General features: G+C 49.8%; 18 protein-coding genes and 3 pseudogenes. 4 read left to right on the plus strand and 17 right to left on the minus strand.

Annotated features, from left to right (window positions below):
* Positions 1-51 precede the first annotated feature (51 nt).
* From DWZ56_RS06485 to DWZ56_RS06515, 7 genes are all read right to left on the minus strand, one after another.
* Positions 52-1,731 (minus strand): response regulator, encoded by a 1,680-nt coding sequence (locus DWZ56_RS06485; protein ID WP_118555563.1) that lies wholly within the window; start codon positions 1,729-1,731, stop codon positions 52-54.
* Positions 1,732-1,761: 30 nt separating this feature from the next.
* A complete protein-coding gene (locus tag DWZ56_RS06490) occupies positions 1,762-3,492 on the minus strand; it encodes a sensor histidine kinase (RefSeq protein ID WP_158584475.1) in 1,731 nt (576 codons plus the stop codon).
* Positions 3,464-4,381, minus strand: coding sequence for an AraC family transcriptional regulator (locus tag DWZ56_RS06495; protein ID WP_158584476.1), 918 nt, complete (start codon positions 4,379-4,381; stop codon positions 3,464-3,466). The genes DWZ56_RS06490 and DWZ56_RS06495 overlap by 29 nt, the downstream gene beginning before the upstream one ends.
* A gap of 283 nt (positions 4,382-4,664) precedes the next feature.
* Positions 4,665-5,537, minus strand: coding sequence for a sugar phosphate isomerase/epimerase family protein (locus DWZ56_RS06500; RefSeq protein ID WP_118555566.1), 873 nt, complete (start codon positions 5,535-5,537; stop codon positions 4,665-4,667).
* A 13-nt stretch (positions 5,538-5,550) separates the two neighbouring features.
* Positions 5,551-6,384 (minus strand): Gfo/Idh/MocA family oxidoreductase, encoded by an 834-nt coding sequence (locus DWZ56_RS06505; protein ID WP_118555567.1) that lies wholly within the window; start codon positions 6,382-6,384, stop codon positions 5,551-5,553.
* A gap of 70 nt (positions 6,385-6,454) precedes the next feature.
* Positions 6,455-7,513, minus strand: coding sequence for a Gfo/Idh/MocA family protein (locus tag DWZ56_RS06510; RefSeq protein ID WP_118555568.1), 1,059 nt, complete (start codon positions 7,511-7,513; stop codon positions 6,455-6,457).
* A gap of 145 nt (positions 7,514-7,658) precedes the next feature.
* The gene (locus tag DWZ56_RS06515; RefSeq protein ID WP_158584477.1) at positions 7,659-8,669 is read right to left on the minus strand and encodes a Gfo/Idh/MocA family protein; all 1,011 of its coding nucleotides are present in this window, start codon (positions 8,667-8,669) and stop codon (positions 7,659-7,661) included.
* Positions 8,670-9,024: 355 nt separating this feature from the next.
* Here DWZ56_RS06515 and DWZ56_RS06520 point away from each other — a divergent pair, with 355 nt between their 5' ends.
* Entirely contained in the window at positions 9,025-11,253 is a 2,229-nt protein-coding gene (locus DWZ56_RS06520; protein ID WP_158584478.1) for an alpha-L-rhamnosidase, read from the plus strand.
* Here DWZ56_RS06520 and DWZ56_RS06525 read toward each other — a convergent pair.
* The 5 genes from DWZ56_RS06525 to DWZ56_RS06545 all read right to left on the minus strand — a co-directional run bounded on the left by DWZ56_RS06525 (position 11,228) and on the right by DWZ56_RS06545 (position 18,719).
* Complete coding sequence (locus DWZ56_RS06525; RefSeq protein WP_118555571.1) at positions 11,228-12,106, minus strand: carbohydrate ABC transporter permease; 879 nt, start codon at positions 12,104-12,106, stop codon at positions 11,228-11,230. The two genes, DWZ56_RS06520 and DWZ56_RS06525, sit on opposite strands and share 26 nt — an antisense overlap.
* Positions 12,107-12,121: 15 nt before the next feature.
* On the minus strand, positions 12,122-13,018 hold the full coding sequence (locus DWZ56_RS06530) for an ABC transporter permease (protein WP_330424837.1): 897 nt from the start codon (positions 13,016-13,018) through the stop codon (positions 12,122-12,124).
* A 58-nt stretch (positions 13,019-13,076) separates the two neighbouring features.
* On the minus strand, positions 13,077-14,810 hold the full coding sequence (locus tag DWZ56_RS06535) for an extracellular solute-binding protein (protein ID WP_118555572.1): 1,734 nt from the start codon (positions 14,808-14,810) through the stop codon (positions 13,077-13,079).
* A 230-nt stretch (positions 14,811-15,040) separates the two neighbouring features.
* The gene (locus DWZ56_RS06540) at positions 15,041-17,374 is read right to left on the minus strand and encodes a hypothetical protein (RefSeq protein ID WP_118555573.1); all 2,334 of its coding nucleotides are present in this window, start codon (positions 17,372-17,374) and stop codon (positions 15,041-15,043) included.
* Between the two features lie 634 nt (positions 17,375-18,008).
* Positions 18,009-18,719, minus strand: a complete 711-nt coding sequence (locus tag DWZ56_RS06545; protein ID WP_158584479.1) for an HAD family hydrolase — start codon at positions 18,717-18,719, stop codon at positions 18,009-18,011.
* A 285-nt stretch (positions 18,720-19,004) separates the two neighbouring features.
* Here DWZ56_RS06545 and DWZ56_RS06550 point away from each other — a divergent pair, with 285 nt between their 5' ends.
* The gene (locus DWZ56_RS06550; protein ID WP_118555575.1) at positions 19,005-19,601 is read left to right on the plus strand and encodes a TetR/AcrR family transcriptional regulator; all 597 of its coding nucleotides are present in this window, start codon (positions 19,005-19,007) and stop codon (positions 19,599-19,601) included.
* Positions 19,602-19,619: 18 nt separating this feature from the next.
* On the plus strand, positions 19,620-20,396 hold the full coding sequence (locus tag DWZ56_RS06555; RefSeq protein WP_118555576.1) for a nucleoside phosphorylase: 777 nt from the start codon (positions 19,620-19,622) through the stop codon (positions 20,394-20,396).
* A gap of 1 nt (position 20,397) precedes the next feature.
* On the opposite strand, the gene DWZ56_RS06560 is transcribed toward DWZ56_RS06555, so the two are convergent.
* The 5 genes and pseudogenes from DWZ56_RS06560 to DWZ56_RS06580 form a co-directional block, all read right to left on the minus strand.
* Positions 20,398-20,862, minus strand: a complete 465-nt coding sequence (locus tag DWZ56_RS06560; RefSeq protein ID WP_118555577.1) for a low molecular weight protein-tyrosine-phosphatase — start codon at positions 20,860-20,862, stop codon at positions 20,398-20,400.
* Positions 20,863-21,022: 160 nt separating this feature from the next.
* Positions 21,023-22,324, minus strand: coding sequence for an ATP-binding protein (locus tag DWZ56_RS06565; RefSeq protein WP_118555578.1), 1,302 nt, complete (start codon positions 22,322-22,324; stop codon positions 21,023-21,025).
* A gap of 399 nt (positions 22,325-22,723) precedes the next feature.
* A pseudogene (locus DWZ56_RS23435) lies at positions 22,724-22,828 on the minus strand (helix-turn-helix domain-containing protein); the annotation flags it as partial.
* 1,084 nt (positions 22,829-23,912) lie between these two features.
* Complete coding sequence (locus tag DWZ56_RS06575; RefSeq protein ID WP_118555579.1) at positions 23,913-24,200, minus strand: helix-turn-helix domain-containing protein; 288 nt, start codon at positions 24,198-24,200, stop codon at positions 23,913-23,915.
* Positions 24,187-24,435: pseudogene (locus DWZ56_RS06580) on the minus strand (type II toxin-antitoxin system RelE/ParE family toxin); the annotation flags it as partial. The gene DWZ56_RS06575 and the pseudogene DWZ56_RS06580, both read right to left, overlap by 14 nt.
* 2 nt (positions 24,436-24,437) lie before the next feature.
* Between DWZ56_RS06580 and DWZ56_RS06585 the strand changes: the two are divergent.
* A pseudogene (locus DWZ56_RS06585) lies at positions 24,438-24,705 on the plus strand (DUF4143 domain-containing protein); the annotation flags it as partial.

Here is a 24,705-nt window from a genome sequence, read left to right on the forward strand (position 1 = left end):
TTCGCGGAAAGACTTACTGTCTCCATCATCGCTGTTAAAGGATATTTTCTTCTATATTATAGATGGGGAATGTCTTTCTGTCAAGGAATTTATGGAAACCAGACTGAGCTGATAATTTTTCGGGGACATGCCGGTATACTTGCGCACGAAGCGGTTGAAATAGGTTCTGGACAAAAAGCCTGTCTTTTCCGCGATTTCCCCGATATTTAAATCCGGATCCCGCATCAGGTCCCGGATCCTGTCCATCTTCTTTTTTCCAATATATTCTGTCAGCGTTTCACCGGTCTGGGCTCTGAAGATGCGGGACAGATAGCAGGTGTTATATCCGGTCACTTCGCTTAGCCGGGTTAGGGAGATATCCTCCGATATATGCTCTCTCACATACCGCTTCACCGCTTCCACAGTATTTCTGGAGATTCCGGCTTTCAGCTCGGACTCTGTAGAAAATACCGCTTCGGAAAATCCGATCAGCATTTCAAATTTCTCAGTCCACTGCCCTGCATAAGGCGGATCAAACAGAACCGCAGACATCTGACGGATCTGATCCGTTCTGGGCAGCTGCCTGTTTTCCAGATAGGAGTTCATAAGCAGCGCTATGGAATAATAGATATTATAGCAGTCGCCGGTATCGATCCTGCGGTCTCTGGCCAGGGCCTGATAATAGGAGAGGGCTTCTAAGAACTTATCAAAGCGGTCTTCTTCCAGAAACAGGCGCAGCCGCCTGGATATGACCTCCGGATCCACTGTCCGTTTTACCTTTTCCGCTTTTCCCAGTATGACAAAAACATCCTTCTCCAGCGTCATCCGATTCATCTGCGCCTCCAGCGAACGGTAGGCTTCATGCAGGTCTCTTAAAAACACCGGCTGGGGATACAGGATGAATGAGATATGGCATACGCCTCCCGCCGCACAGGCGTCCTGCAGTGTTTCCAGACGGCCCTGGAGCAGCGCGGACTCCTGTGCGCCCTTTATTGCCTGCCCGCCGTCCGATGCCGGTACGTTTGCAGGGCCCGGTAAGCTGCCGATCAGGCACGCCATGCGGCTGCCTCCCAGATCGACGGGATAAAGGCTGCCGCAGTCGCCCAGACAGGCGTTCATCTGTCCGATCATCTTCGCCGCAAGCTGCCTGCGGACCACCAGATCCTCCAGGGACTCCCACTCCCACACGGCTCCCAGGAGAATCCGCACCGGGGTATCCGCATCCATGGATATCTTCAGGGATTCCAGCTGAGCGTTTACTTTATCCGTATCTTCCGGTTCCTGCTCCAGCAACATCCTCATAAACTGGCTGCGCAGCTCCGGAAGAGCTGACTGTATATCCGCCGCGGGGCCGCCAAAGGACCTCTGATTCAGTTCCGCATCAATCATGGCCATGACCCGTTCCACTTCACTGACAATCACATCATCGCCCTGTGTCTTGAGGATATACCCGGCCACATTGTTCTGGATCGCGGTCACCGCATAATCAAACTGGGCATATGCCGTGATCAGGATCACCCTCGCATAGGGCCAGCGCACCTTTACCTGCCCGGCCAGTTCCAGTCCGCTCATCCTGGGCATGCAGATATCGCTGATGACGATATCCGTCCTGGACCTCGTTAGCCATTCCAGCGCTTCGGCAGCCGTATATGCCCTGCAGACATCGATCTCACGGTCAATCTGCGCCTCTAAAAGCGCCGCAATCCAGTCCACCACGTAAGGCTCATTGTCCACAATCAAAATTCTGTACATCCTTTGTTCCCCCTTATTTGCCTCCTCGTCTCACTCCCGCTCTTTTTCCCCGCAGCTTATGACCAGCTGTGTCACAAGCCGGCCTGCATCATCCGTCCTGATCCGTATGCCGGATTTCTCGCCAAAACGGATTTTGAGCCTTCTGTGGATGTTGATCAGCCCCGTGACCTCACCCTTGTCCCCTGCTGAATCCAGCTTTTCCGTAAGCTCCCGAAACTCCTTCTCGCCGATGGGCGCACAGCCCCCTCTGACGGTGATGACAAGACCCTGGGGAGTTTCTTCAAACAGGACGGTAAACTCACCGCCTTCCTCTGACACCTCATATCCGTATTTCAGATAATTTTCAATCACAGGCTGCAATATCAGCCTTGGCACCTGCAAACCAGCTAAGGCAGGGGGAACTTCCTGCATCCTTACGCGCATCCGGCTGCCAAACCGCATCCTCTGTATCTCCAGATAGCTTCTGGCGTGTTCCGCTTCCTTTTCCAGCGCCACCTCATCTTCCGAGTTGTGGGTGATATATTCCATATAGGTTCCCACGTGCTCCGACAGCCAGGACGCATTTTCCAGATCCTCATCCAGAATCATCCTGTGGAGCATGAAATAGGTGTTGTAGAGAAAATGGGGATTGATCTGAGCCTGCATCTGCTTGAGCTCCGCCTTCTGAGCATAGAGCTTGGACCTGTAGTTTTCGTCAATCAGCTTCTCCAGGCGCTTCACCATGCGGTTGAACTCATCGTACAGGTAGTTGAATTCATCGGCGGCCTTATAGGTGATCTGTTCCTTAAGATCGCCCTTTTCCAGCTCCTTGAAGGCTTCGATCAGACGGTAGACAGGGCGGTTAACGATGCGTTTGACAGAGTAGGGATAGAGGAAAATCAGGATCACTGTAAAAACCAGATAGCCCCCCAGAAGTTTATAGAACAGACTTTGTACACGGAAGATTTCGGTCATGCGGATGCACTGAAAAACGGATTGGTTTAAGTAGTCTGAACGCTGGGATACCGCCAGGTATTTCTGACCTCCATATTGGATCTCCTGCATGCGCTCCTCTGATTCCAGACAGGGGCGTATGGCTTCAGCAGCCTCCTCCATCCCCTCCCCCGGCAGATAGATCAGCTGCTTTGTGCCGTGGTCATATAAAAAAATCTGATTCCTTCCCTCCATATCCCTTGCCAGGTACTCATGAAAAAGCTTTTCTTTAGACAGGGTGATCTTAATGATGTATTCCGGCAGCGTCCCCCGGGATACCACCGGGTACTTAAGCAGCGTGCAGATTTCCTCCCCTCCGGTATTGAGCGGGCTGATGCCGTCATCGAGGTGGCCGGCCAGCCTCTCATACTCCTCAGTATCAAGACGGAGATATCCACTGTTCTGAGAAATCAGGATGCCGATATCCCCAAAATAGATACCGACATCCTCAATGCACTCATTGCCTTCCTTGACCAGCTTGATTCGGTTCATCACGTCTGTAACCATTGTGTAATATTCATAAACAGGTACCTTATCGTAATATCGGACCAGCCTGTTCAGATCCTTGTCGTTCATGAGATTAAACTGCAGACGGTTCACCATGGACACCTGTGCCTCCAGACGGTTGATGCTGTAGTATACATTATCCGCCGCGTTCTTTTCAATTTCATCCTTTATGACGTTTTTCTGCCATACGATCAGCAGAAGCCCGCACAGAAGAATCGGCGACACTATGAGTATAAAAGCGATGATAAACTGTTTAAATATCGTCTTTTTCCGCCTGTGCATCCGCGCCTCCTTCTCTTTCCAGATAAGCCGTGGGCGAGCATCCCTCGCTCTTCGTAAACATCTTGCAAAAGCTTTGGGACGACGCATAGCCCAGACGCGCCGCCGTCTCACCTACGCTCATGCCCTCCCTTATAAACGCCTTTCCCGACTCTATCTTTTTGTCCTGAATGTAGCGGCTTAAGGTTTTACCCGTTTTCTCCCGGAATACCCTGGACAGATAGGAAGGATTGTAGCGCAGGGCTTCTGCGACCTCCGAAATATGTCCTATGGTGCTGATATGGTTGTCAATATATCGCAGGGCTTTAAAGACCGTATGGCCGATCATCCGGTCGATGCGGGCTTCTTCCACAATCCTTCTGTTTTCCGTCTCCCCTCCATGCTCAAAAATCCGCCATACCTGGATGAGAATCTGCGTGATACATGCATCCATCGCTTCCGTGGCATAAGGCTGCGCAGCATAGATCTCGCCTAAAAGCTGTTCAAACAGCGTGCGGCTGTAATGCCGGTCATTTTGCAGCTGGGCAGGCGGATTCCGGTAAAAACTCTCCAGGTCCTTCCCCCAGGCTTGGGGGCGCAGGCAGAATCCGATATAGGCCATGCGCAGGTTGTCGTTTTCTCCCGCCACGATCTTATGGCGCCTTCCTGCCGATATCACGTGTATATCCCCCTGCTTTGCCCGGAACACCTGGTCATCCGTATAGAAATCACAGCATCCTGAAACTACGTAGCTGATCTCCGCACAGATCTGTTCATGTGCGCTGATCTCATAGCCGTCCCCGGCTATAATCTCACCTGCCTGAAACAGGTCCACCGTCGAAAGCTTCAGCATAGGGTTGTAAATATTATCGAAATGGTACCGTTTGCCCCATTGAGCGGCGTAGTCCTGCATCTCTTTTCCCCCCTTCATGCATCTCTGCCTTCATTATACTTCTGGCGGACAAACATGTAAATGGAAGAAGAGGTTCATGGCAGCTGTAAACAGTGACTCTGTTACTGTTCACCGTTACCGTAAACCTCCCGCGCATAGCGGGGCAGAATATGGTCCTCATAGGGACACGCTCTCGCTCCGTGAAGCGCGCAGCGGTTCTAACGCTGCAAACTACGCAGCGAAAGAACCGGCGGGCTTCAAGGGATCCCAATGAGGACCATATTCTGCCCCGCCATGCGCTGCTTTATCGGCAGCCGTGAGTAATAACATGACTCTTAAGGTAGGATACCGCCTGTGAAATATCCGCAATGGGATCGCGGCCGACCTCGCGTTCTATGGTGAGATAGCCGCTGTAACCCGTTTCGCGCAGCGCTTTCAGATAACCGTCAAAGTCCACTTCGCCTTCTCCGAGAGGCGTCTCGAGGAAATAGTCCTCCAGCCTCATATCCCCGATCCCGCCTTCCGCAAAATAGTTGTAGATCTCAACCGGATCTGTCTTCTGAAGCATCTTTCCGTCCTTGGCATGGGTATGGACTATATAGTCCCCCAACACCCGGACAGCTTCTACAGGGTCATCACCTGTGACCATGACAAGATTGGCAGGGTCAAGATTGACCGCCATGCCCTTGCCGCCCAGTCCGTCCAGGAAACGCTTTAAGCGCGCCGCGGGCTCCGGGCCAGTCTCAATCGCGAAATATCCTCCGGCCCGCTCCGCATAATCCCCCAGCTGTCCGCATGCTTCCTGGAGCACCCGATAGGTCTCGCTGGAAGTATCCTCCGGTATCACGCCGATATGGGTGGTCACAACCCTGCAGTCCAGGTTCAGGGCCAGCTCCAGCACGCGCATGGAAGCCCTGATGCGTTTTTCATTATCACTTTGTACGGTAAATCCGTGGCCGCCGAAATCCCCGCATAGAGCAGAAACACGCAGCCCATAACCTTTCAGTATGCTTTTTTTCTCATACAGCGATTCCTCCGTCATGCTGTCCGGACTCATTTCTCCGGATACCGCATAGAGCTGCACTCCGTCCGCTCCCAGCTCGGCGCACTTCTCAATGCTCTCTCTGAAAGGGAGCCTTAAGCTGTCGGCCATAATGCCGATCTGCAATCCGCCCATATCTCTCCTCCTGCTATTCCGTCTGAATCCATACACCCGGGTGCTCAATGGCCTTAAGTCCGGCCTCTCTGGCCGCCATGATGGATATGGTCTCCTCATGGGATACCGGTATCTCCCCTGTTTCAAAGAAATGAACCAGCGTATCGGTAAAGGCGCCGAAAAAGTCGGAATTCACTTCCACGGTCTCACAGCCGCCGGCAAGCTTTAAGTTTGCCGCAAAGGGAGATGCTCCGCCGGTGCAGACCAGAGAAGCGAAACGGCCGTCTTCCCATTCCAGCAGCAGATTCGCCCATATGCGCTCTGCCAGGGCAAGCACCCGTTTCACCTTCCCTCCCATCAGCATCATCATCGGCTCCAGCTGATGGATGCTGTAGGTTTCAAAATTATTGGGACCCCAGAAAGCGGCCGCAAGCACTTCTTTTCCCTTAATGGGTCCGTACTCCTCTGCAAAGCGCAGGGCGGAGGTGGAGTAGCACGGAGTGCCGTATCTCTCCGCCAGAGCGAAGATGGCCTCTGCCGCCGCCTTGGAGGGCGCGAAGGTTTTGTCTATGTATGTCTTTTTGCCGGACTGAAGCGCCAGCTTTGACAGCTCTTCATGCATCTCACAGTTATCGGGGGAAAGCACCACCAGAGCATCGCTCTTTTCAATCAGCTCCTCAATGGAAGCGCAGTGTTCTATACCGTACTCGCGGCACCACTCTTCGGATGTCTTTTTGCTTATGGGGCTGGGGATCATTCCATAGGCAAAGCTCACTTCGATCCGGCCGCCGCTGTGCTCCCTAAGCATGGCCGGATAGTTGTTGGCGTGCCATTCGTCCAGATAATAATCGATAAACCCGATCTTCATAGCATTCTCCTATTCTGCCACCAGCTCTTAGGCTGATGACCTGCGCACGTTTTCAATAAGCTTTTTCTTTTTACAGCACGATTTCCCTGTGTATCTGTGCGGAGTCATAGATTGCCTGCATGATGCGCGACGTGATCACGGCGGTGTCGATATGGGAAGGGAGTTTCTCTCCGGTGCGGACGCAGCGCACAAAGGCATTGATCTCATTTTCAAACATGGGCCTGCTCTTTCCCTCCGGCACATAGGAAACCAGCGCTCCGTGCTCTGCCGTATACAGCGTAAAATCACCGCCGTACTGCAGCCTTATGCCGCCTTTATCCCCCATAAAATCCACAAGCATCTCATTTTCACCGATATTCTGCGCCCAGGCTCCGTGGAGCGTGAGCACCGGACCGTCGGTGCGGATCAGCGCAGCAACGGAATCTTCCACATCATATACGCCCGCGGGATCCGGAGGGCCCGCCCACATATCCTTATAGGTATAGCCTTCTATATCCTTTCCCAGCCGGCAGAAGGTTTCTCCCGATACGGTTACCGGCCTTGGATCGTCCATACAGTACATAACCAGATCCAGGAAATGAACGCCCCAGTCGATCAGCGCTCCCCCGCCGGCGATCTCCCTGGTCGTGAATGCGCCTCCCAGCCCGGGGATGCTTCGGTGGGAACGGAAGCTTAAATAAATGTGGTAGACTTCCCCAAGCCTTCCTTCTTTAATGTAGCTGCGAATGCGGTTGACCTGGTCGTTGAACCGGTTGACCACGCCGATATTGAGAATTTTGCCGGTTTCATGCTGCACTTCCTGCATTTTAAGGGCTTCATCATAGGTCCTCGCCGCCGGCTTCTCGCAGAGCACATGCTTGCCGGCGCGCAGCGCGTCCATAGCGATGATGGCATGCATATTGTTGGGCGTACAGACGGATACTGCCTCCACGGATTCATCCGCAAGCACATCCCGATAATCTGTGACCGCTGTGCCGCATCCGTATTTTTCCACAGCCGCCTGCGCCCTCTCCGGAAGGATATCGCAGAAATATTTAATTTCTGCATCTTCATTTTTCATGTAGGCCGGTATATGCGCGTTGTTCGCAATATTTCCGCAGCCAATCACACCAATTACTACTTTACTCATAATCATCCTCTTTTCTGCGCTGTTTTAAAAGAATCCCGTTCACGGGATTTTCCGCCTGCGGCGGCAGCGCCCCGCCGGACCGGTATATCTCATATAATCCAGATAGATTGTAAAATTCCCGCACATGAAAGGACGGGGATGGCCCTCATCGGGACACGCTCTCGGCTGTTTGAATTACCTCGCACGCCTCTCTTGCGGCCATAAAAGCCAGCCAGGCATCCTCCAGCGTAAAGCCGTTGCCGGGCCTGCCTTCGATCCGCTCGATCAGCTGCATAAACTGCGCGTACATATCTTTGTATCTGGATTTTACATTGAGCGTCTCATAACTTCCGGTGTCAGAATGGTAAATCTCCAGCAGATCCCCCTCTTCCCGGTCCGACACACGGTCTTCCTTTAACGTCAGGCGTATATAGCCGCGTTCCCCTATAAACTCCCTGCGGCTGCAGGCTTTTAGGTTCCTGCTCCACCCCGATTCATAGTTTCCGAGACATCCGCCTGTCAGCTGTACCTGGACATCGCCGTAGTTGATGCAGGGAGCATCCGGGTCAAGCCGGCAGCCTCTGCCGCTCACGCTCACGATTTCCTCTCCCGATATCCACCGCATGATATCCATATAATGCACGCCGCAATCCAAAATCGGCGGGCAGTCCTGCATCAGACGTTTATATCTGCCCCATTCCAGCGCATGATGGTTTTGTATAATGCGTATGAGCTTAAGACCGCCTATAGCACCTCCCCGGACCAGCTCCTGTATCTTTTGGTAAGAGCGGTTGCAGCGCAGAATATGACCGATCATCACAGCTGTGGACGCTGCCGCCGCTTCCCGGAAAAACGCTTCCCCTGCCGCAAGATCCGCAGCCACCGGCTTTTCACAAAGCACATGGCAGCCCGCGGCCACCGCGTCCCTCATAAGACCGAGGTGGCTGTCCACATATGTGGCGATGATGACGATATCCGTCTCCGGCAGGCCGATATATTTTCGGTAATCCGTGCCATATGCGGGAACCCCGTATTTGCGCGCCAAATGCTCTGCCCTGCGGATATCCGTATCCACTGCTGCCACCATTCTCACATTTTCCCGATAGTAAATATCGGCCAGGTGCTCTTCCCCTATATAGCCGCAGCCTATAAGCACCACCCCGTACTGCTTTGTCATGTCAGTTTCTCCTCTTTTCATGCCGTCGGCCGCAGGCTTATGTCTCGGCTTACTCTGCCTATCACCGGCCGCGGTCTGATGTCCCGGCTTTCTCTTCTCATGTCACCGGCTTCAGGCTGATGCTTCCTCATGCCTGGGTCCGTACATCGGACCGCAGCTTTATCATGCCTGCTGCCGCCGCAGATGTTTATGTCCTGTCAGACTTAATATACCGAATAACCTGCCTGCACACAAGCGACGGTCTTGACTACCTATGTGTCCGTTTTTTACCTTTTGTGCCGGGATGCTTTACACCTGCGCACGGCCTGATAGAATAGATTTATCAAATGAAGTCAACGAAAGGAACCGTACATTTATGAGTGCTGACACATACTACCCATCCTCAGAAGACGTCTGCTTTGCCGGCTGTCATTTCATCTGTAATCCGGATATCCCGGAGGAGGCCGCGCCTTTTTTCCGCAAACGTTTTGCGCTGGACTCGCCCGCAAAGAAGGCCGTGGTACATCTGTGCGGACTGGGCTATCATGAACTCTATGTAAACCGCACAAAAGCGGACGGCAGTCTGCTCACCCCACCCCAGACGCTCTATGACAAGAGCGCGTACTATCGTTCTTACGATATCACCGGCCTGCTGGTGCCAGGTGAAAATGTGCTCATCGTTCTGCTGGGAAACGGGCTGTATAACTGCTTTGACGGCATGGCCTGGTATTTCGACACCGCGCCCTGGCGGGATCGGCCAAAATTGATAATGCGATGCAGCATCGAAACCGAATCCGGCAAAAGCATCGTCTTAAGAAGCGGACGTGACTTTGAAACCGGACAGAGCCGCATCCTTTACAACATGCTCTTCGGCGGAGAAACTGCGGATTTTACGGTCCCTGCCGCCGAAGATGCACCTGCCGTAACGGCCGCACTGACTAAATGTCCCGGCGGACTGTTAAAGCCGTTTACAGGACCGTCCGTGGAGGAATCCGATCCTCTGCCGCCCGCTGCGGTCATTCAGCTCTCCGATCACCGTTGGCTGTACGATTTCGGCATTAACCGGGCCGGCTGGGTGCATGTGAACGCCGCCGCTCCCTGTCCGGCGCGCCTGGTTCTCCGCTACGGAGAGCAGCTGAAGGATGACGGCAGCCTGGATACCTCCAATATTGACCTGTATACCCAAAAGAGACGCTTTCAGACGGATGAATATATACTGGATGAGCATCACAGTATCACTGACGCGCGGCCGCACTTCACCTATCACGGCTTCCGCTATGTGGAGGCATGCGTTGAACAGGGGGAGTTATCCTCTCTCTCGCTCACGGCGTACGCGGTGCACAGCAAAACGGATCGAATCGGCGGTTTTTCCTGTTCCGACAAAACCGTAAACCGCATCTTTTCCATGGCAGAGACAGCCACCCTCTCCAATCTGGTCAATGTGCCCACGGACTGCCCGCAGAGAGAAAAAAACGGCTGGACCGGCGACGCCTCCCTCTCCGCGGAACAGATGTGCCTGCAGTTTGACGTCAGCGGGCTTTTCACGCGATGGCTGCGGGATCTTCGGAACGCGCAGCGCCCTTCTGGCCAGCTGCCCGGCATCGTTCCCAGCCATTGGTTCGGCTATAACTGGGGAAGCGGCCCGGTCTGGGACAGCGCACTGTTTGAACTGCCCTATGAAATCTACCGCTGCCAGAATGATCCCGCGCCCCTTAAGGAAAACTACGGTGCGATGAAAAAATACCTGTCCTTCCTGGAAACCATGGCGGAGGATTCCATCGTATCCTTCGGTCTGGGCGACTGGTGCGCTCCCTTTGCGGATACGAAAGGAATCGCCTGTCCCACTGCAGTCACAGATACCGCTTACTACTACTATATGGTAAACATAGCGGCCTGTACGGCCGGACTTCTGGGGCTTTGGGATGAGCGCTCGGATTATCTCGCTCTGGCAGAGCGCATCCGCAATGCCTTTTACGAACGGCTCTATGATCCGCGTACGGGGATGGTGCAGGGACACTGCCAGACCGCCCAGGGTACCGCGGTATATTTTGAACTGCTCAAAGGGGAGGACGCCGCCATGGCTGCAAAAAGGCTGGCGGAGATGGTGATTGAGAACGGAGGCCGGCTGGATTACGGAATCGTAGGAAGCAAAACCGTACCGGAAACGCTCTCCCGATACGGTTATGGCCAGCTGGCCTGTGACATGCTGCTCTATGACGGATTTCCCAGCTACCGTCACTGGGCGGACATGGGGTGCACGGCGCTCCCGGAACGGTGGGATATGACCGCTTCCCTCAACCATCACATGTTCAGCGATGTCTGCCGGTTTTATATGCGGCGGGTGGCCGGACTGGGACTTCCGGATTTCAAGAAGAAAGCCGTCACCTTTACACCGGATTTCCCGCAGCCGCTAAGCTGGGCCGAGGCATGGACCGATACGCCGGAAGGGAAATTTGCCTGCCGGTGGGCCCGTGAGGGGGATGCGGTCCGCTTTTGCTGCTTTGCGCCGGAGGGCTACAGGTTAAGCCTTAAGCTGCCGCCCGGATACAGCGGCGCAGAATGCGGGGCAGGAAATTTTCTCATCCTTTCACGCTCCCCATTATGATCCCTTTTGTAAAGTATTTTTGCAGGAAAGGATATACACACAGAATCGGCAGCATGGCGATGATGATCTGGGCCGCCTTGCTGTTTTGCGAGCTGATGTTTTTAACCTGACTGATATCGTTGATCGTGTTTAAGTCCAGCTTCACCACGATGGTCTGCAGATAAGTCTGCAGCGGATAATGCTCCGGCCGGTTCATATAGAGCATGCCGTCAAACCAGGAGTTCCAGTGCGCTACGGTCACAAACACCACCAGCGTGGCCAGCACAGGCTTGGAAAGCGGCAGGAAAATCCGATACAGAATCCTCCACTCACCCGCGCCGTCCACCCGCGCCGAATCATAGATTTCATCCGGCAGTGATTTGAAATAATTCTGCAGCAGAATGATATTATAGACTGGGACGGCTCCGGGCATCACCAGCGCCCATATAGTATCCAAGAGGTGCGTCGCTTTGACGATCAGATAAACGGGGATCATGCCGCCGGAAAAGAGCATCGTAAACACATAGATCCACATATAGACATCCCTCTTCGGGAAACGGCTCCTGGGCTTGGACAGCGGATAGGCCGCCAGCACGGTCATTAACATATTGACTCCCAAGCCCAGGATCACCCGGATCACCGCTATGCCGAAAGAGGTATAAAATTTCGGTTCTTCAATCACAAACTTATAAGCATCCAGCTGGAACTCCACCGGCCAGATATTGACCCTGCCCGCCGCTACCGCTTCCCTTGAGCTGAAGGACACCGCCAGCGTATTTAATATGGGGTATATGCATACCGCGCTGACAAGCACCACAAAGCAGTAGTTAAATACCAGAAAGACCCTTCTGGACATCGATTCCTTATAATACATACCGCTATCTCCCCCTTAAAATACCCGGTAACCGGTAAATTTGTAAGCCAGCTTATAGGATGTCACAATAAAAAATGCGGATATCATTGACTTAAACAGCCCCGCTGCCGTGGCGATGCCGAACTGCGCATTTTTAATACCCAGCCGGTAGATCAGGGTATCTATGATGTCCCCACTTTCCAGAGTGATCGGACTCATCAGGTTATAAACCTGGTCAAATCCCGCATTCAGCACATTGCCAAGGCTTAACGTGGTCAGCAGCACGATGGTGGGCGCGATGCCGGGCAGCGTAACGTGCAGCGTCTGTTTCCATCTGCCGGCCCCGTCTATGGCCGCCGCCTCATAGAGGTTTAAGTCAATGCCGGTCAGCGCCGCCATATAGATGATCGTGCCCCATCCGAATTCCTTCCAGACATTGGTGACCACCAGCACCGGTTTAAACCAGTTGTTGTCCCCCAGGAAAAATACCGGCTCCACACCGAACAAACCCAAAAGCCGGTTGACAATCCCGTTTTCCGGGGAGAGGATATCCACGATAATGCCGGCCATCAGCACCCAGGAAATAAAATAAGGCATATAGATGATCGTCTGAGCCGTCCGCTTGATGGATGACCGGCGTATCTCATTGAGCAGAAGGGAAAAGGTTACCGGAACGATCAGTCCCGTGATGATCTTCCAGAACGCGATGACCACAGTATTTTTTAAAGCCTGCATGAATCCCGGGTTCGTAAACAGCACCCGGAAATTTTCAAGGCCGGTAAATTTCGAACCGGTAAATCCCAGCGCCGGCTTATAGTTCTGGAAAGCTATGATGATGCCGGCCATCGGGACATAACAGTACACAACCAGCAGCGCAGTAGGAATCAGAAGCATGAGATGAAACGACAGATATTTTCCTTTTTTTCTTTTCAAGAATCCAATCCTCCTAAAACTTAGGGGCTGCCGTTTTGCGCGGCAGCCCCCTTATGCCTTATTTAGCAGTTGCATACCAGTCATTTACTTCCTGTGTGATCCGGTCTCCTCCGTTTGATTTCCAGACTTCCACAGCTTTGTCAAAATTATTGATGTCATCACCCATGATGATCTTCAGGTATTCCGCCCAAAGAACTTCATTCAGATCGGTCATGTTCTGCTGGGCGTATTCTGACGCGGTAGAAAGGAACTTATCCACATAAATGCGGTCTTCGTTCCAGAGCTTCTCTATGTGGGAGAAGGTGCTGTCAGGGCCGAATACCAGTTCCGCCGGTACAAACTGCCTGCCGCCTTCCGCTCCGTCTATCGCAGATTTGATATTGTTATAATCCGTCTCGGTGGCGGTGCCCTTTATTTCAGACAGATCGCCGGTTTCCAGAGCTTTGGTGATCTTCTGGTATGCCTCCATGTTCTTCCACGGCTTGTAGATGAAATGCCCGAAGCGGTACCAGATCGCTTCCATGCCGTCCTCAGTGGTTCCGTATACTGTGGGTTCTTTTTCCAGCAGATCGAAATTAAGGTTCAGCATCTTAACCGCCGCTTCCGGATGCTCGATGCCCTTCTTTACGAAGACATAGTACGCCGGCGCCGCGGAGCCCTGGGTGACATAGGGGCTTCCGTCATTGGTCACGCCGTCCACACAGATCCATTCCGCGCTTTCATCGTTTTTGATATTGTCCGTCATCACTCCCAGAGGAGCCCAATAAGTGCCGTACATGATGCCCGCCTGGCCGCCCGCAACCAGCTGTCCGATCTGGCTGGAATCCTTCACCGCAAAATCCTGCGGGATCAGACCTTCTTTGTACATATCCTGGAGTTTCTGCAGCGCGTCCTTCATCTCCGGCTGTATGCGGCCATAGATCAGCTGCCCGTCGCTGCCCTCCACCCAGATGTCCGGGAATACGCCATATCCGTTTAAGAATCCGCCAAGGTCGCACTGCCCAGCGATCACCTGCTTGTTGGCAACCAGGCCCACCGTATTCTCTCCGCCCAGCTTCGCCTCTTTAAATGCTCTTGCTGTGTCCACCAGCTCATCCACCGTGGTGGGGACCGGAAGATTCAGCTTATCCAGCCAGTCCTTGCGGAGAAATAAGAGGTTAACATTATCCGGCTGCGCTCCTACATGGGGGAGACCCATCATCCGGCCGTCCACGGTAATAAAACCTTCCGCGATGCCTCCGTCCAGGCTGTTGGCTTCTTTATAGGCGTCGGAAGCATATTCGTTAAAATAGTCCGTCATATCCTCCACATAGCCCGCCTCCAACAGCTGCTGGTAAACCGGTCCGGGCACGATCGCCATATCCGGGATATCGCCGCCCGCGATGGCCACATTCCATTTGGACAGATATTCGTCCACCGGCGCTGTCCACAGATACTCGATATTGATTCCCAGCTGTTCTTTATATGCTTTCGTCCACACATTATCTTCCAGGGATTTATATCCCTCTCTGGAAGTGTCAAATTTCATGGAGGGATCGATATCCCGCACCATGGTCACCGTAATCTCTTCCTCATACTTTCCAAGCGGGTCCGCCGCTTCGCCGGCAGCCACAGGCGCTGTGGTATCCGGCTCCTGCGCCGCTGTCGTCTCCTTGCCTGTCGTCTCATTGCCTGTCGTCTCATTGCCGCCGGAAACAGTTCCGGCCGTTCCGTTACCGGACGCGCATGCCGTTACGGTCATTGCGAGGACCAGCAGAAGTGAAACCATTGTCAACAGTTTGCTTTTTTTCATAGAAATCCTCCTTTTTCTTGTCACCAACCATAGGTTGATGACCTGCGCACACTTCAGTGTGCTTCCCCTTTTCTTGTCACCAACCGCAGGTTGATGACCTGCGCACACTTCGGTGTACTTCCGTTTTACCGCTCTTATTTCTCGTACACATCGCAGACCAGGCGCTTCCCCGGGCTGAACCGCTCTGTGTGTTGTCTACAATATTATTTTAATAAGATTCATATTATCTCTCAATTCAAAGATATTGACTTTTTTATCTTATTTTGCTTCTGGCTGATTTCTGTTTTATTCACCTGGTGAACAGGCCGTTCGGCCGCCAGCATACAGGCTCCCAGAGCCGGAACTGTCACATGTTTCGGACCTTCTGGCAAGTGAACCCACGCCCCTGTGTCCGGATCCCAGAGCACCGCGGCATCCTCCAGAAAGATCACGGTCTCTTTGACCCGGTTCTCCCGGTTTTCTATAAACCAGAGGCGGGCATCCGCCGTCACCCGCTTCTGGATATAGATACCCTCACTTTCACCGCCGACCTCCAGCACCTTTTGAGCCGAGTGTGCCAGCAGCCCCTCCAGCTGTTTTGCCGTACCGCACTTCACCTGATCCTGGTATCTGAAAACCAGCCTGGAATCATATTTAATTTGATCCGTGCCTTCACCGTCCGGGTCTAAAAGTATCAGTTTCCCACCGCTCTCCAGCCAGTCCCGGAGCGGGAATTCCGTAAGCGTTTCCAGGTCTTCTCCCCGTTCAGCAAACATCAGCAACACGCCAAAGCTTTCGTATCCGGAAATGATCCGACCTTCTTCGATCCCGCAGGAGGCCAGGCCGGGCCCGCTGATCAGGTCGAAATCGTAGTGTAGATCCATTAGCTTCTGCACGGCAAGCCCATATGCAGTTTCCAGCCGGCACATGGATGGGCTCTGCAGAGGTGCTGCGGTACCGGGCCCCACATTCCAGTATTTATGATCCAGGGCCCTATAGCGCTCATATGCTTTCTGTATCGGGACCAGCAACAGCACATCCGTAACATGCCTTCCCAAGGAGCAGAAGGTAAATGCCCTTGAGATGCAGTCCCCATACCTCTTCCACTCCGGAGCCGGGCGGTGCTCATAGGGATGGTAGGACGCAATGCGGTTAATGCCCAGCACTGCCTGATAGTAAGCGCTGTTGATCATATTTTCCACCGTCATTTGTTCCGGCATGCCCCAGTCATTGGCTTCAAAATGGAAGCTGCTTTCGCTCATGACATATGGCTTTCCTTTAAGATGCGCGGCACCGGCGGCTGTTTTTTCCGGGATGATATCACGGGGGCTGTACGAATAGAGACGGTCCACTCCCGGCATCTGCATTCCGTCCATCGCCTGGAACATATCTCCGTTGAGTCCCACCTGCATGGACAAAGTTTCTTCACCGTACAGATGTCCGGTCAGGCATATCCCGTATTCCTCCAGAAATTCCGCGATTCTTTCAATATAGTTTTTGGTAAATAGTTCCGAAGCCAGGTTCCAGTAAATTCGGCGGTATCTGCCGCAGGAACAGCCGGTATTATAAAATATATCCACCCACGGAAATGCCGCGCCGTTCCTTTGCTCCACCTCTTTAGCGGCGAGTTCCAGCCTTTCATACATCTCATCGGTCCATGCTGCGGCCGCATCCTCCTCCGTAAAACGGTTGGAACACCCATGAACGGGAAAACCCGGTTCATCGGAAAAGAATGCGGTTATTTTCTGAAAATTCGCTTCGCCCAGATGCTTTAAATACCGTTTATGGGTGACCTCCAGAAAGGCATCGGTGACTTCGGAGCGCATCACGTCAACATAAGGGATTCCGTCCTGTGTGATGAATCCCGCCCGGCCCGTATAGATCACGCAGATTCTCCAGCGGCCGGCCGGCAAACCGCTCCAGCGGATTTCATTGCCTGTGACTGTCAGAGGAATCCGGCTGTTTTGATCGACCGTTGACTCGTCGATGTACCGGTATGCTGCGGTTTCCAGAAACCGCACGGGGCCATGGGACGCCTGGTCCAAAACTGCCGGGTGTGGCAGAGACGATTGGCTTAAAACCGGCGGGTGCGATAGGGATGATTGGTCCAAAAACGCCGGAAGCGGCAGGTGACCGGACGCGGCTTCGGTAACCGCGGTATGACAAAAAAGGGCTTTTGTCTGGTAATCCGGATTTGCCTCCAGCACCTTGCCCCCGGCCCCTCCGCTGGGGAAGGTGTATTCATCATAAATCCAGATCTCCAGCCCCGCGTTCAGACATTTCTCCACAAAGCTGCGAAGGCATCTCCACTCATACTCCGACTCCTCCGTTTCCTCCTCCAGATAGATCCTCAGTGCCGCAGCGGCGCGCTGTTCTTGCGGCCATTTTGCCAGGACAGCTTCCGATGCTCCCATGCTCACCACAAAACCTCCCAGGCCGTTTTCCCGCGCGAGCCGGATTGCCCGATCCATCTCTTCCGGCTGTCTGGGGAAACGGTAGTGGAGGATCGGAAGCGGCCTGTGGGTTGTGCCCGGATGTTTCAGAATTGTTTTTAAGCGGCTGATTGTGTTTTGGGGTTGATCCATAGATTTGTCTCTCCTCTCTTTTATAGCGTGCCGGTATTCTTATCCAGACAGCTGTCTGCGTCTGATCAGGGCAGGTAAACTGTTGAACCGGATACAGGATACGGATCCGTTGTTCCGGTTCCTGTTATCAGTTTAACAGCATGGGAGAAGGCGCGCTATTAACGTATGTTGACATAGTTATCCGATTTTGCTGCTTTATTGGGGAGGGGAGGCGGTCTGATGGGAGAAATTTGGTATGGAAAGGAGGGGCAATATGATGTGGGGTGGCTTGAGGCAAGAGCGCTCGGTACTGGGAGCACGGTGGAGGAAAGCTTGATCGAGAAGGTTTTATGTCGGGCAGCTTAAGGAGGAAACACGATGGGGAAAAACCGATACGGACGGCTTAATATTGGATAGTCCGGTATAAGATAGCTTGAGGCGCCAGGTTACGGCCACGCGGATGTTCCCGTATCGGCGGTATAGTAATCACAGCAATTTTTATCTTGTCGCAGCATCGCTAGTATGATATGTGTACAAAAAAGGTGAAATGGACCAAGCTTACAGAAGTTAAGCTATCTTCACTTCACCTTTGCATAATATCAGGAAAACTTTGATACTCTTAACGCCTGTAAATACCAGGCACTTATGAGTGTCATCAAGCTTCCAACGTTTTTATATAATCCATCAGGTCATCAAAGCTTCCGTTAGGATATGTGGAAATATCCGCATCGCCCGAATTGATCAGGCAGTCTGTGAGCAGAAACACCTTCATACCCAAAGATTCCGCCACCATATCCTCGGTCACGTCATTGCCGACCATCAGACACTCCGAAGGTTCACAGCCTATCCGATCCAGAATATCTCTGTAATAGGCCGGATTCGGCTTGCTGTGGCATGAATTTTCATAAGTGGTATAGTATTCAAAATCCTCAGGCTGAAATCCCGCCCAGCGCATGCGGCTTTCTGTCGCTACAGCCGGAAAGATCGGATTGGTTGCCAGCACCGTGCGGTATCCCTTCTCTTTGATCAGGCTGACCGTTTGTTTTGCTTTCGGATTGCAGCCGCAGTCAGACGCAACCTCCTGAAATTCTTTTTCATAAAATTCATCAAATACAGCTTTGTCCTTCAGCGCCTCACTGCCATAATTCTCCGCAAATACTTCCCAGAATACCTCTTCGTTCAGAGCACTTCCATCATTCTTCACCATGGCTTCTGTGCCTTTCCAGATCACGCTCACCAACCGGCCGGTCTCATAACCGTAAGGCGCGGCTTTTTTCGCAAGCCTTCCAAAATAAGATTTCACAAATACATCCTGGTCCATCGGCAGCAGTGTGCCGTCCAGGTCGAATAGAATTGTCTTTATCATTGCAATACTCCTCTGACTTTCATCTTGTTTGGCGGCAGGAAATGGCTTATGCCGCTCCGCCATTCCATATTATAGCTTTTGATATGACGGAATGTCAATGTAGAGCAGCTTGCGATTCTTTAGTTACTATTAGTTGTCGCATACTCCACCCGCTATGTGCTGCTTTATCGGCAACCGTGAATAGTAGCATACTATAGCTCGTTGCTATCATTCGCTTGACATTGCGACACTTGTGTCTTATAATTAAAAGAGACACTTATGTCGCAAAACAGGAGATTACATTCAATGGGAAACAAAGGAAATAGGACTAAAGAGCTCATATGCACAGAAGCATATAAGCTCTTTGCAGAAAAAGGCTTTAAAGATGTTACCATGAAGGATATCTGTGAGCGCACCGGCTTAAGCAGGGGCGGTTTATACCGGCATTATGACAGTACGGAACAGATATTTCTGGAAATCATCCATGCGCTCATGCAGAATCAGCAAAACGAATTTGCCGGAAAAATCAGCCATCATATCCCTGCCGTTCAAATTCTGAATGAAGTATTTCAGCGGTATGAATCAGAAATGACCGATTCTGACCGCTCCCTAAGCATCGCCATATATGAATTCTTCAGCCGTCCCGGGATGTCTCAGGGTGAGAATTCCGTACTGCGGCAGTATCTTCTGTCAAAAAGTATGTGGACCGAGCTGATTGAATACGGGATAAGGACAGGGGAATTTAAACGCGTGGACCCGGAAGCGGTGTATGATCTGATCGTATTTTCTTATCAGGGAGTAAGGATGTACAGCAGGCTGATGAAGCTAGATCCGGCAGTGCCCCGAAGGATTCTGGAACAGATCAGAGGGATGCTGTGTGTGCCGTCTTCACTGTTACCGTAAAGGAGTTGAGAGAATAAAATGAACACTGTATTCTATAATGACCGATCAACCGGTAAAGCACTGATTAATCCATCCGACCTCACACGGCCGGTGGAGGGTTTTCCTGAAGTCTGTATCTCCACTTTCTCTAAAGGGATTATCGACAAATTTGCTTCTCTTGAGCATGTTCAGGTAATTGCACACCTATATACTGCAAACGGCGTGAACCCGGTATATAAGATCCGCTATTCCGGCAGAGATTTTGCCTTCTACATGTCATTAGTCGGTGCGCCGGCATGTGTCTGCGGACTCGAAGAGATGATCGCGATGGGGGCAAAAAAATTCGTTTTTTTCGGGAGCTGCGGAGTCCTGGATGATGGCCGGGCCGGCCGGAATCTGATCGTCCCCACAGCAGCTGTCCGGGAAGAGGGAACCAGCTATCATTATGCCGCACCGGCAGACGAAATCATGCCAGACCCTGAAATGACCGCAGTTTTGAAAAAAAGCCTGGACAGATGCGGCTGCCCCTATACGCGGGGCAAGATATGGACCAGTGACGCCATATACCGTGAAACAATGGATGCCATCACTGAACGCAAAAAAACCGGCTGTATCGCGGTTGATATGGAATATTCCGCACTGCTGGCGGCCGCCGCATACCGGGGAGTGAAATTTGTCCAGTTCTTTTATGGCGCGGACTGCCTGGATAACGAACGTTGGCAGCCGCGCGATTTAACCGATTATGGGCTGGAAGGGGCGGAGAAATATATGGCGTTGGCGCTGGAGTGCGGGATGGAGTTGTATGATCGGGCATGAGCTATATCTCTCCCTGCCTGTGCAGGAACTCCATAAATCCCTGGCAGCCCTCCAGAATATCACGGTATGTGATATCAAAATTTCCCGTATACCACGGATCCGCCACATCCCCTGGCCGGTCGGTATAATCCAGCATCATGGATACTTTCCGGTCCGGGTCGCTGCCAATAATCCTCATCAGGTTCCTCACATTATTTCTGTCCATGCAGATCAGATAATCATATTTATCATAATCCGCTTTGGTTACACGGACAGCGCGCTTGCCGCCGGAATCGATGCCGTGCTCCTTCAGCTTTCTTCGGGCAGGAGGATAGACAGGATTGCCGATCTCCTCAAAGCTGGTGGCGGCGGAGGCGATGTGGAAGCGGGCGGTGAGCCCGGATTTATCTGCTATGTCTTTTAGAATAAATTCTGCCATGGGGGAGCGGCAGATGTTGCCGTGGCACACAAATAGTATTTTTATCATTTTTTCATAACTCCTGTTAAGTCCTGTATTTCTTCTCAAATGCTCTATTTTACAGGGGATTGCGGCATTTTCCTTTATGCCTTTCTAGGGGATATTTTCTCATATCTTCCCACATATTCTTATGTTTTCCTCTGCAAAATTGGTAAAATCATTGGTATGATTACGCTTCCATACTTTCAGCATCCAGCAAAAACTCTTTCACCCCCATCATGACATAACCATTGTCATCACGTCTTGGCTTCATGCTTTTTTCTACCAGAATAATTTTCTTGAAAGAATCATTTGCTTTGTCAAAGGATTTGGTTTCCTGTTTGTATTTCTCATCATCTGGAATTGCATAAGCTGATTGGAGGTAATATTTTTTGCTGCCGATAGTGGCAATAAAGTCAATTTCTAATTGCTTTCTTATTTCTTTTCCAGTCTCATCTCTTTCTCGTGATTCTACAACTCCTACATCCACTTTATAACCTCTGAAACGTAATTCATTGTAAATGATATTCTCCATAGTGTGAGTGCCCTCAATTTGCCTGAAATTCAATCTCGCATTGCGAAGCCCAATATCTTCAAAGTATATTTTGTAGGGAGTCCCTATATATTTTCGTCCTTTTACATCATATCTCTTTGCTCTGCTAAGCATAAAAGCATCTTCCATGTGTTCAATATATTTATCAACTGTCACTTCACTTATGCTTGTTTGCTTTGCAGAAGCAAATGTAGCTGAGATCTTTCTTGGATTGGTTAATGTTGAAATTCCCGAAGAAATCACATCCAGCAGTTCTCCAATTGCACAATCCTCATGTAAATGATATCGGTTAATAATATCTCTCAAATACAAGTTGTTCATTTGAGTTGTGAGATAAGTTACTTTCTGCTCTTCTGTCACCATAAGAGCTACTGCTGGGAGCCCCCCGTAAACTGAATAATCATCAAAAGCCTCCTCTTTGCTTCCATCATATACACTAAAAAATTCAGAAAACGACAATGGCAAGACATGAATCTCATCACCACGCCCCTCAAATTCTGTTAAAATATCCTTTGACAGAAATCTGGAATTGCTTCCAGTCACATATACATCCAGATTCCTTTTACGAAGAAATCCATTCAGTACGGACTCAAATGCACCAAGGTTCTGAACTTCATCTAATAACAAATAATACATTTCTTTATCTATAATTTTCAGATTCAGATATTCCAGAAATTTTTTAGGATCAGCTTTTCTTTCCTCTTTTGTGTTATCAAGCAAGAGTGGATTTTCTCCTATTTTTATCAAATCCTCTGCGGAATCAAATGCAAATGTAATAATGTGGTCTTCCAAAATACCGTTCTCAATTAAATGATTATAAAACAATGTATTCAACAAATAGGACTTTCCACATCTTCTTATGCCGGTAATCACCTTGACAAATCCATTGTGCTTTCGATTAATCAGCCTATTAAGATAGGTATCTCTTTTTATTTCCATTTTGTCACCTCTCCGATAAATATTTTTACCTCAAATGTCATTTTTATAAATTATATTATACATCATTTCTGTTGATTAGCAAACTGTTCTCTTTATATTTTTGCCTTTTGTGGCAAAAATATTTATCGGAAATTTTATTTTTACTATAGTTCTGCAAATCTGACTCTCCAGAAATATTGGTAAATCGTTGGTAAAATTGAAGAAGTAACACAGGAAATGCCCATTTTATGCGGATTTATCTATAAAGTCAAAATCCTGCCGTGACAGATGAATAATACTTTTATCATTGCTTGATTCTCCTTGATTTTCCTATGTTTTCAGCACTTATCGGCATTTTCATGGCATTGTGTTTGTTTATGACACTTTTTCGGCATAACTGCATTTTACAAGTTAAATTTTTTACTTCGGAATAAATTCGATTTTCAAAATCATCCCCATACCATCTGCCAATCTTTTCAACAAATTTATGGATGGATTTCTTGTTCCATTTTCCAGTTTGCTTATTATCCAAATAATCCTGCTCCACGCTGCTTATGGCTGATAGTACCATATATGATATGAGTTTTACTTCTGTTACCACCTGAATGTCCACATGGCTATGAGGCTTTAAAATATCACAGAGCGTTCGTTCTACACTATACGCTCTTACAGCATTTCCACCCGGTGTAGTCACTTCTTCTATTCCCAAATCATATATCTCTTTCTTACACTGCACACAGCTAATATTCTCTTTCTTTGGGTTTGTCAAATTGTAATTCATTGGAAAAGTCATGTGATATTTGTTCGGTGTTCGATCTGTTAAATCCCATAGAAACAATGCTGTTTCGTGGGAATAAACTCCTCTTTTAAATCGAATCTTTAAATTAAAAATTTCATAATCCTCTACTTTCTATTGACTTTTATGCTTATTATTATACGTTTTCAAAGCGCGAAAGCCAACAAGTATACATCTTCTTAGTCAAATTGGGTAGATGATGTCTACCCAATTCGCAGTATAATCCAGTATATTTTAGATCTCTACAAAATTATTAAATTCATTTGTCATTCAAGGCTCTTTCAAAAATGGTGTAGTAGTGGTGTAGTAAACGCCTTTCTCTGCCATGAAACTATTGATTTTACCGGCTTTTTCAGGACTTTTCAAGATGTTGCCGTGGCAGATAAAAAGTATTTTTATCATTTTCTCATATATTCCCACATATTATTATGTTTTCCTTTGTAAAATTGGTAATTTGAGGGATAAAACGCTATTTCATTTCAAACTTCAAAATTACACCATTTGATTCTAAGTAATTCAATATTGCTTGAACCCTGCGTCTTCTACTTGCCGTACCTTTAGTGTTTGAACTTAAACTATAAATGAGCAAATACAAAAAATTGTACAATATTATGCCACTGAGGCCAAAACATCCGCAAAAAGGACGTGCCTTGCCCCACATTGGTATATATATTCGACGCTCTTCCTGAATATGGGCATGGAAATAGGCATAGCCGTCCTCAAAAGACAGCAGCTCTCCGGACTATAAGCGATCTTTTCATTAGACGATATGCTTATCTAAATGACATTGATACCTAAATGATTTGTTTATTCCTATACTTTTTGTTTCGGAACAAATTCAATTTTCAGCATCATCCCCATACCATCAGCCAGCCTTTTCAAAAGATTTATTGATGGATTTCTTGTTCCATTTTCCAGTTTAATAATATCTGCCTGGTTTATTCCTGTTTTCTCTGCAAGCTGCTTCTGGGTAAGATTCTGGGAAGTCCTTGCATCAACAATTGCTCTTATCACATCAAATTCCGGTTGTATATCATCAAATTCTTTTTTAAATTCTTGATCCTGCATCTGTTCTTCTAAAAAATCGTCAAACTTTCTCATTCTTATCACACCTTTCCAAATAATCATCACGATATGCCTTCGCCCGATCTATCTCCGCTTTGGGAGTTTTCTGCGTCTTTTTCACAATACCATTCGTCAATATTATTTTTCCATCATAGTAGAAGAAATATAACACCCTTGAGATAACACTTCCAACTTTTCCACGCAGTTCAAATATTCCATCATCTAAATGTTTGCTGTATGGCTCCCTTAGCAGATTTCCCTTCTCCTGAAGTGATGTACTACGTCACCGGCGGTATGCCAGAATCCGTTCTGATGTGGACAGAAGCCCGTGACGTTTCTGCTATGCAGGAAGCTTTGTCTGGCATTATCGGTGCTTATGAGCGTGACTTCGCAAAGCACCCCAATATCAGCGAGTTCCTGAAGATCTCTATGATCTGGAAATCTATTCCTTCACAGCTGGCAAGAGAAAACAAGAAGTTCATTTACAGGGTTGTCAAAGAAGGGGCCAGAGCCCGTGAATACGAGGATGCGCTGCAGTGGC

Origin of the sequence: Lachnotalea sp. AF33-28 (assembly GCF_003477885.1) — a bacterium.
GTDB lineage: Bacteria > Bacillota > Clostridia > Lachnospirales > Lachnospiraceae > AF33-28.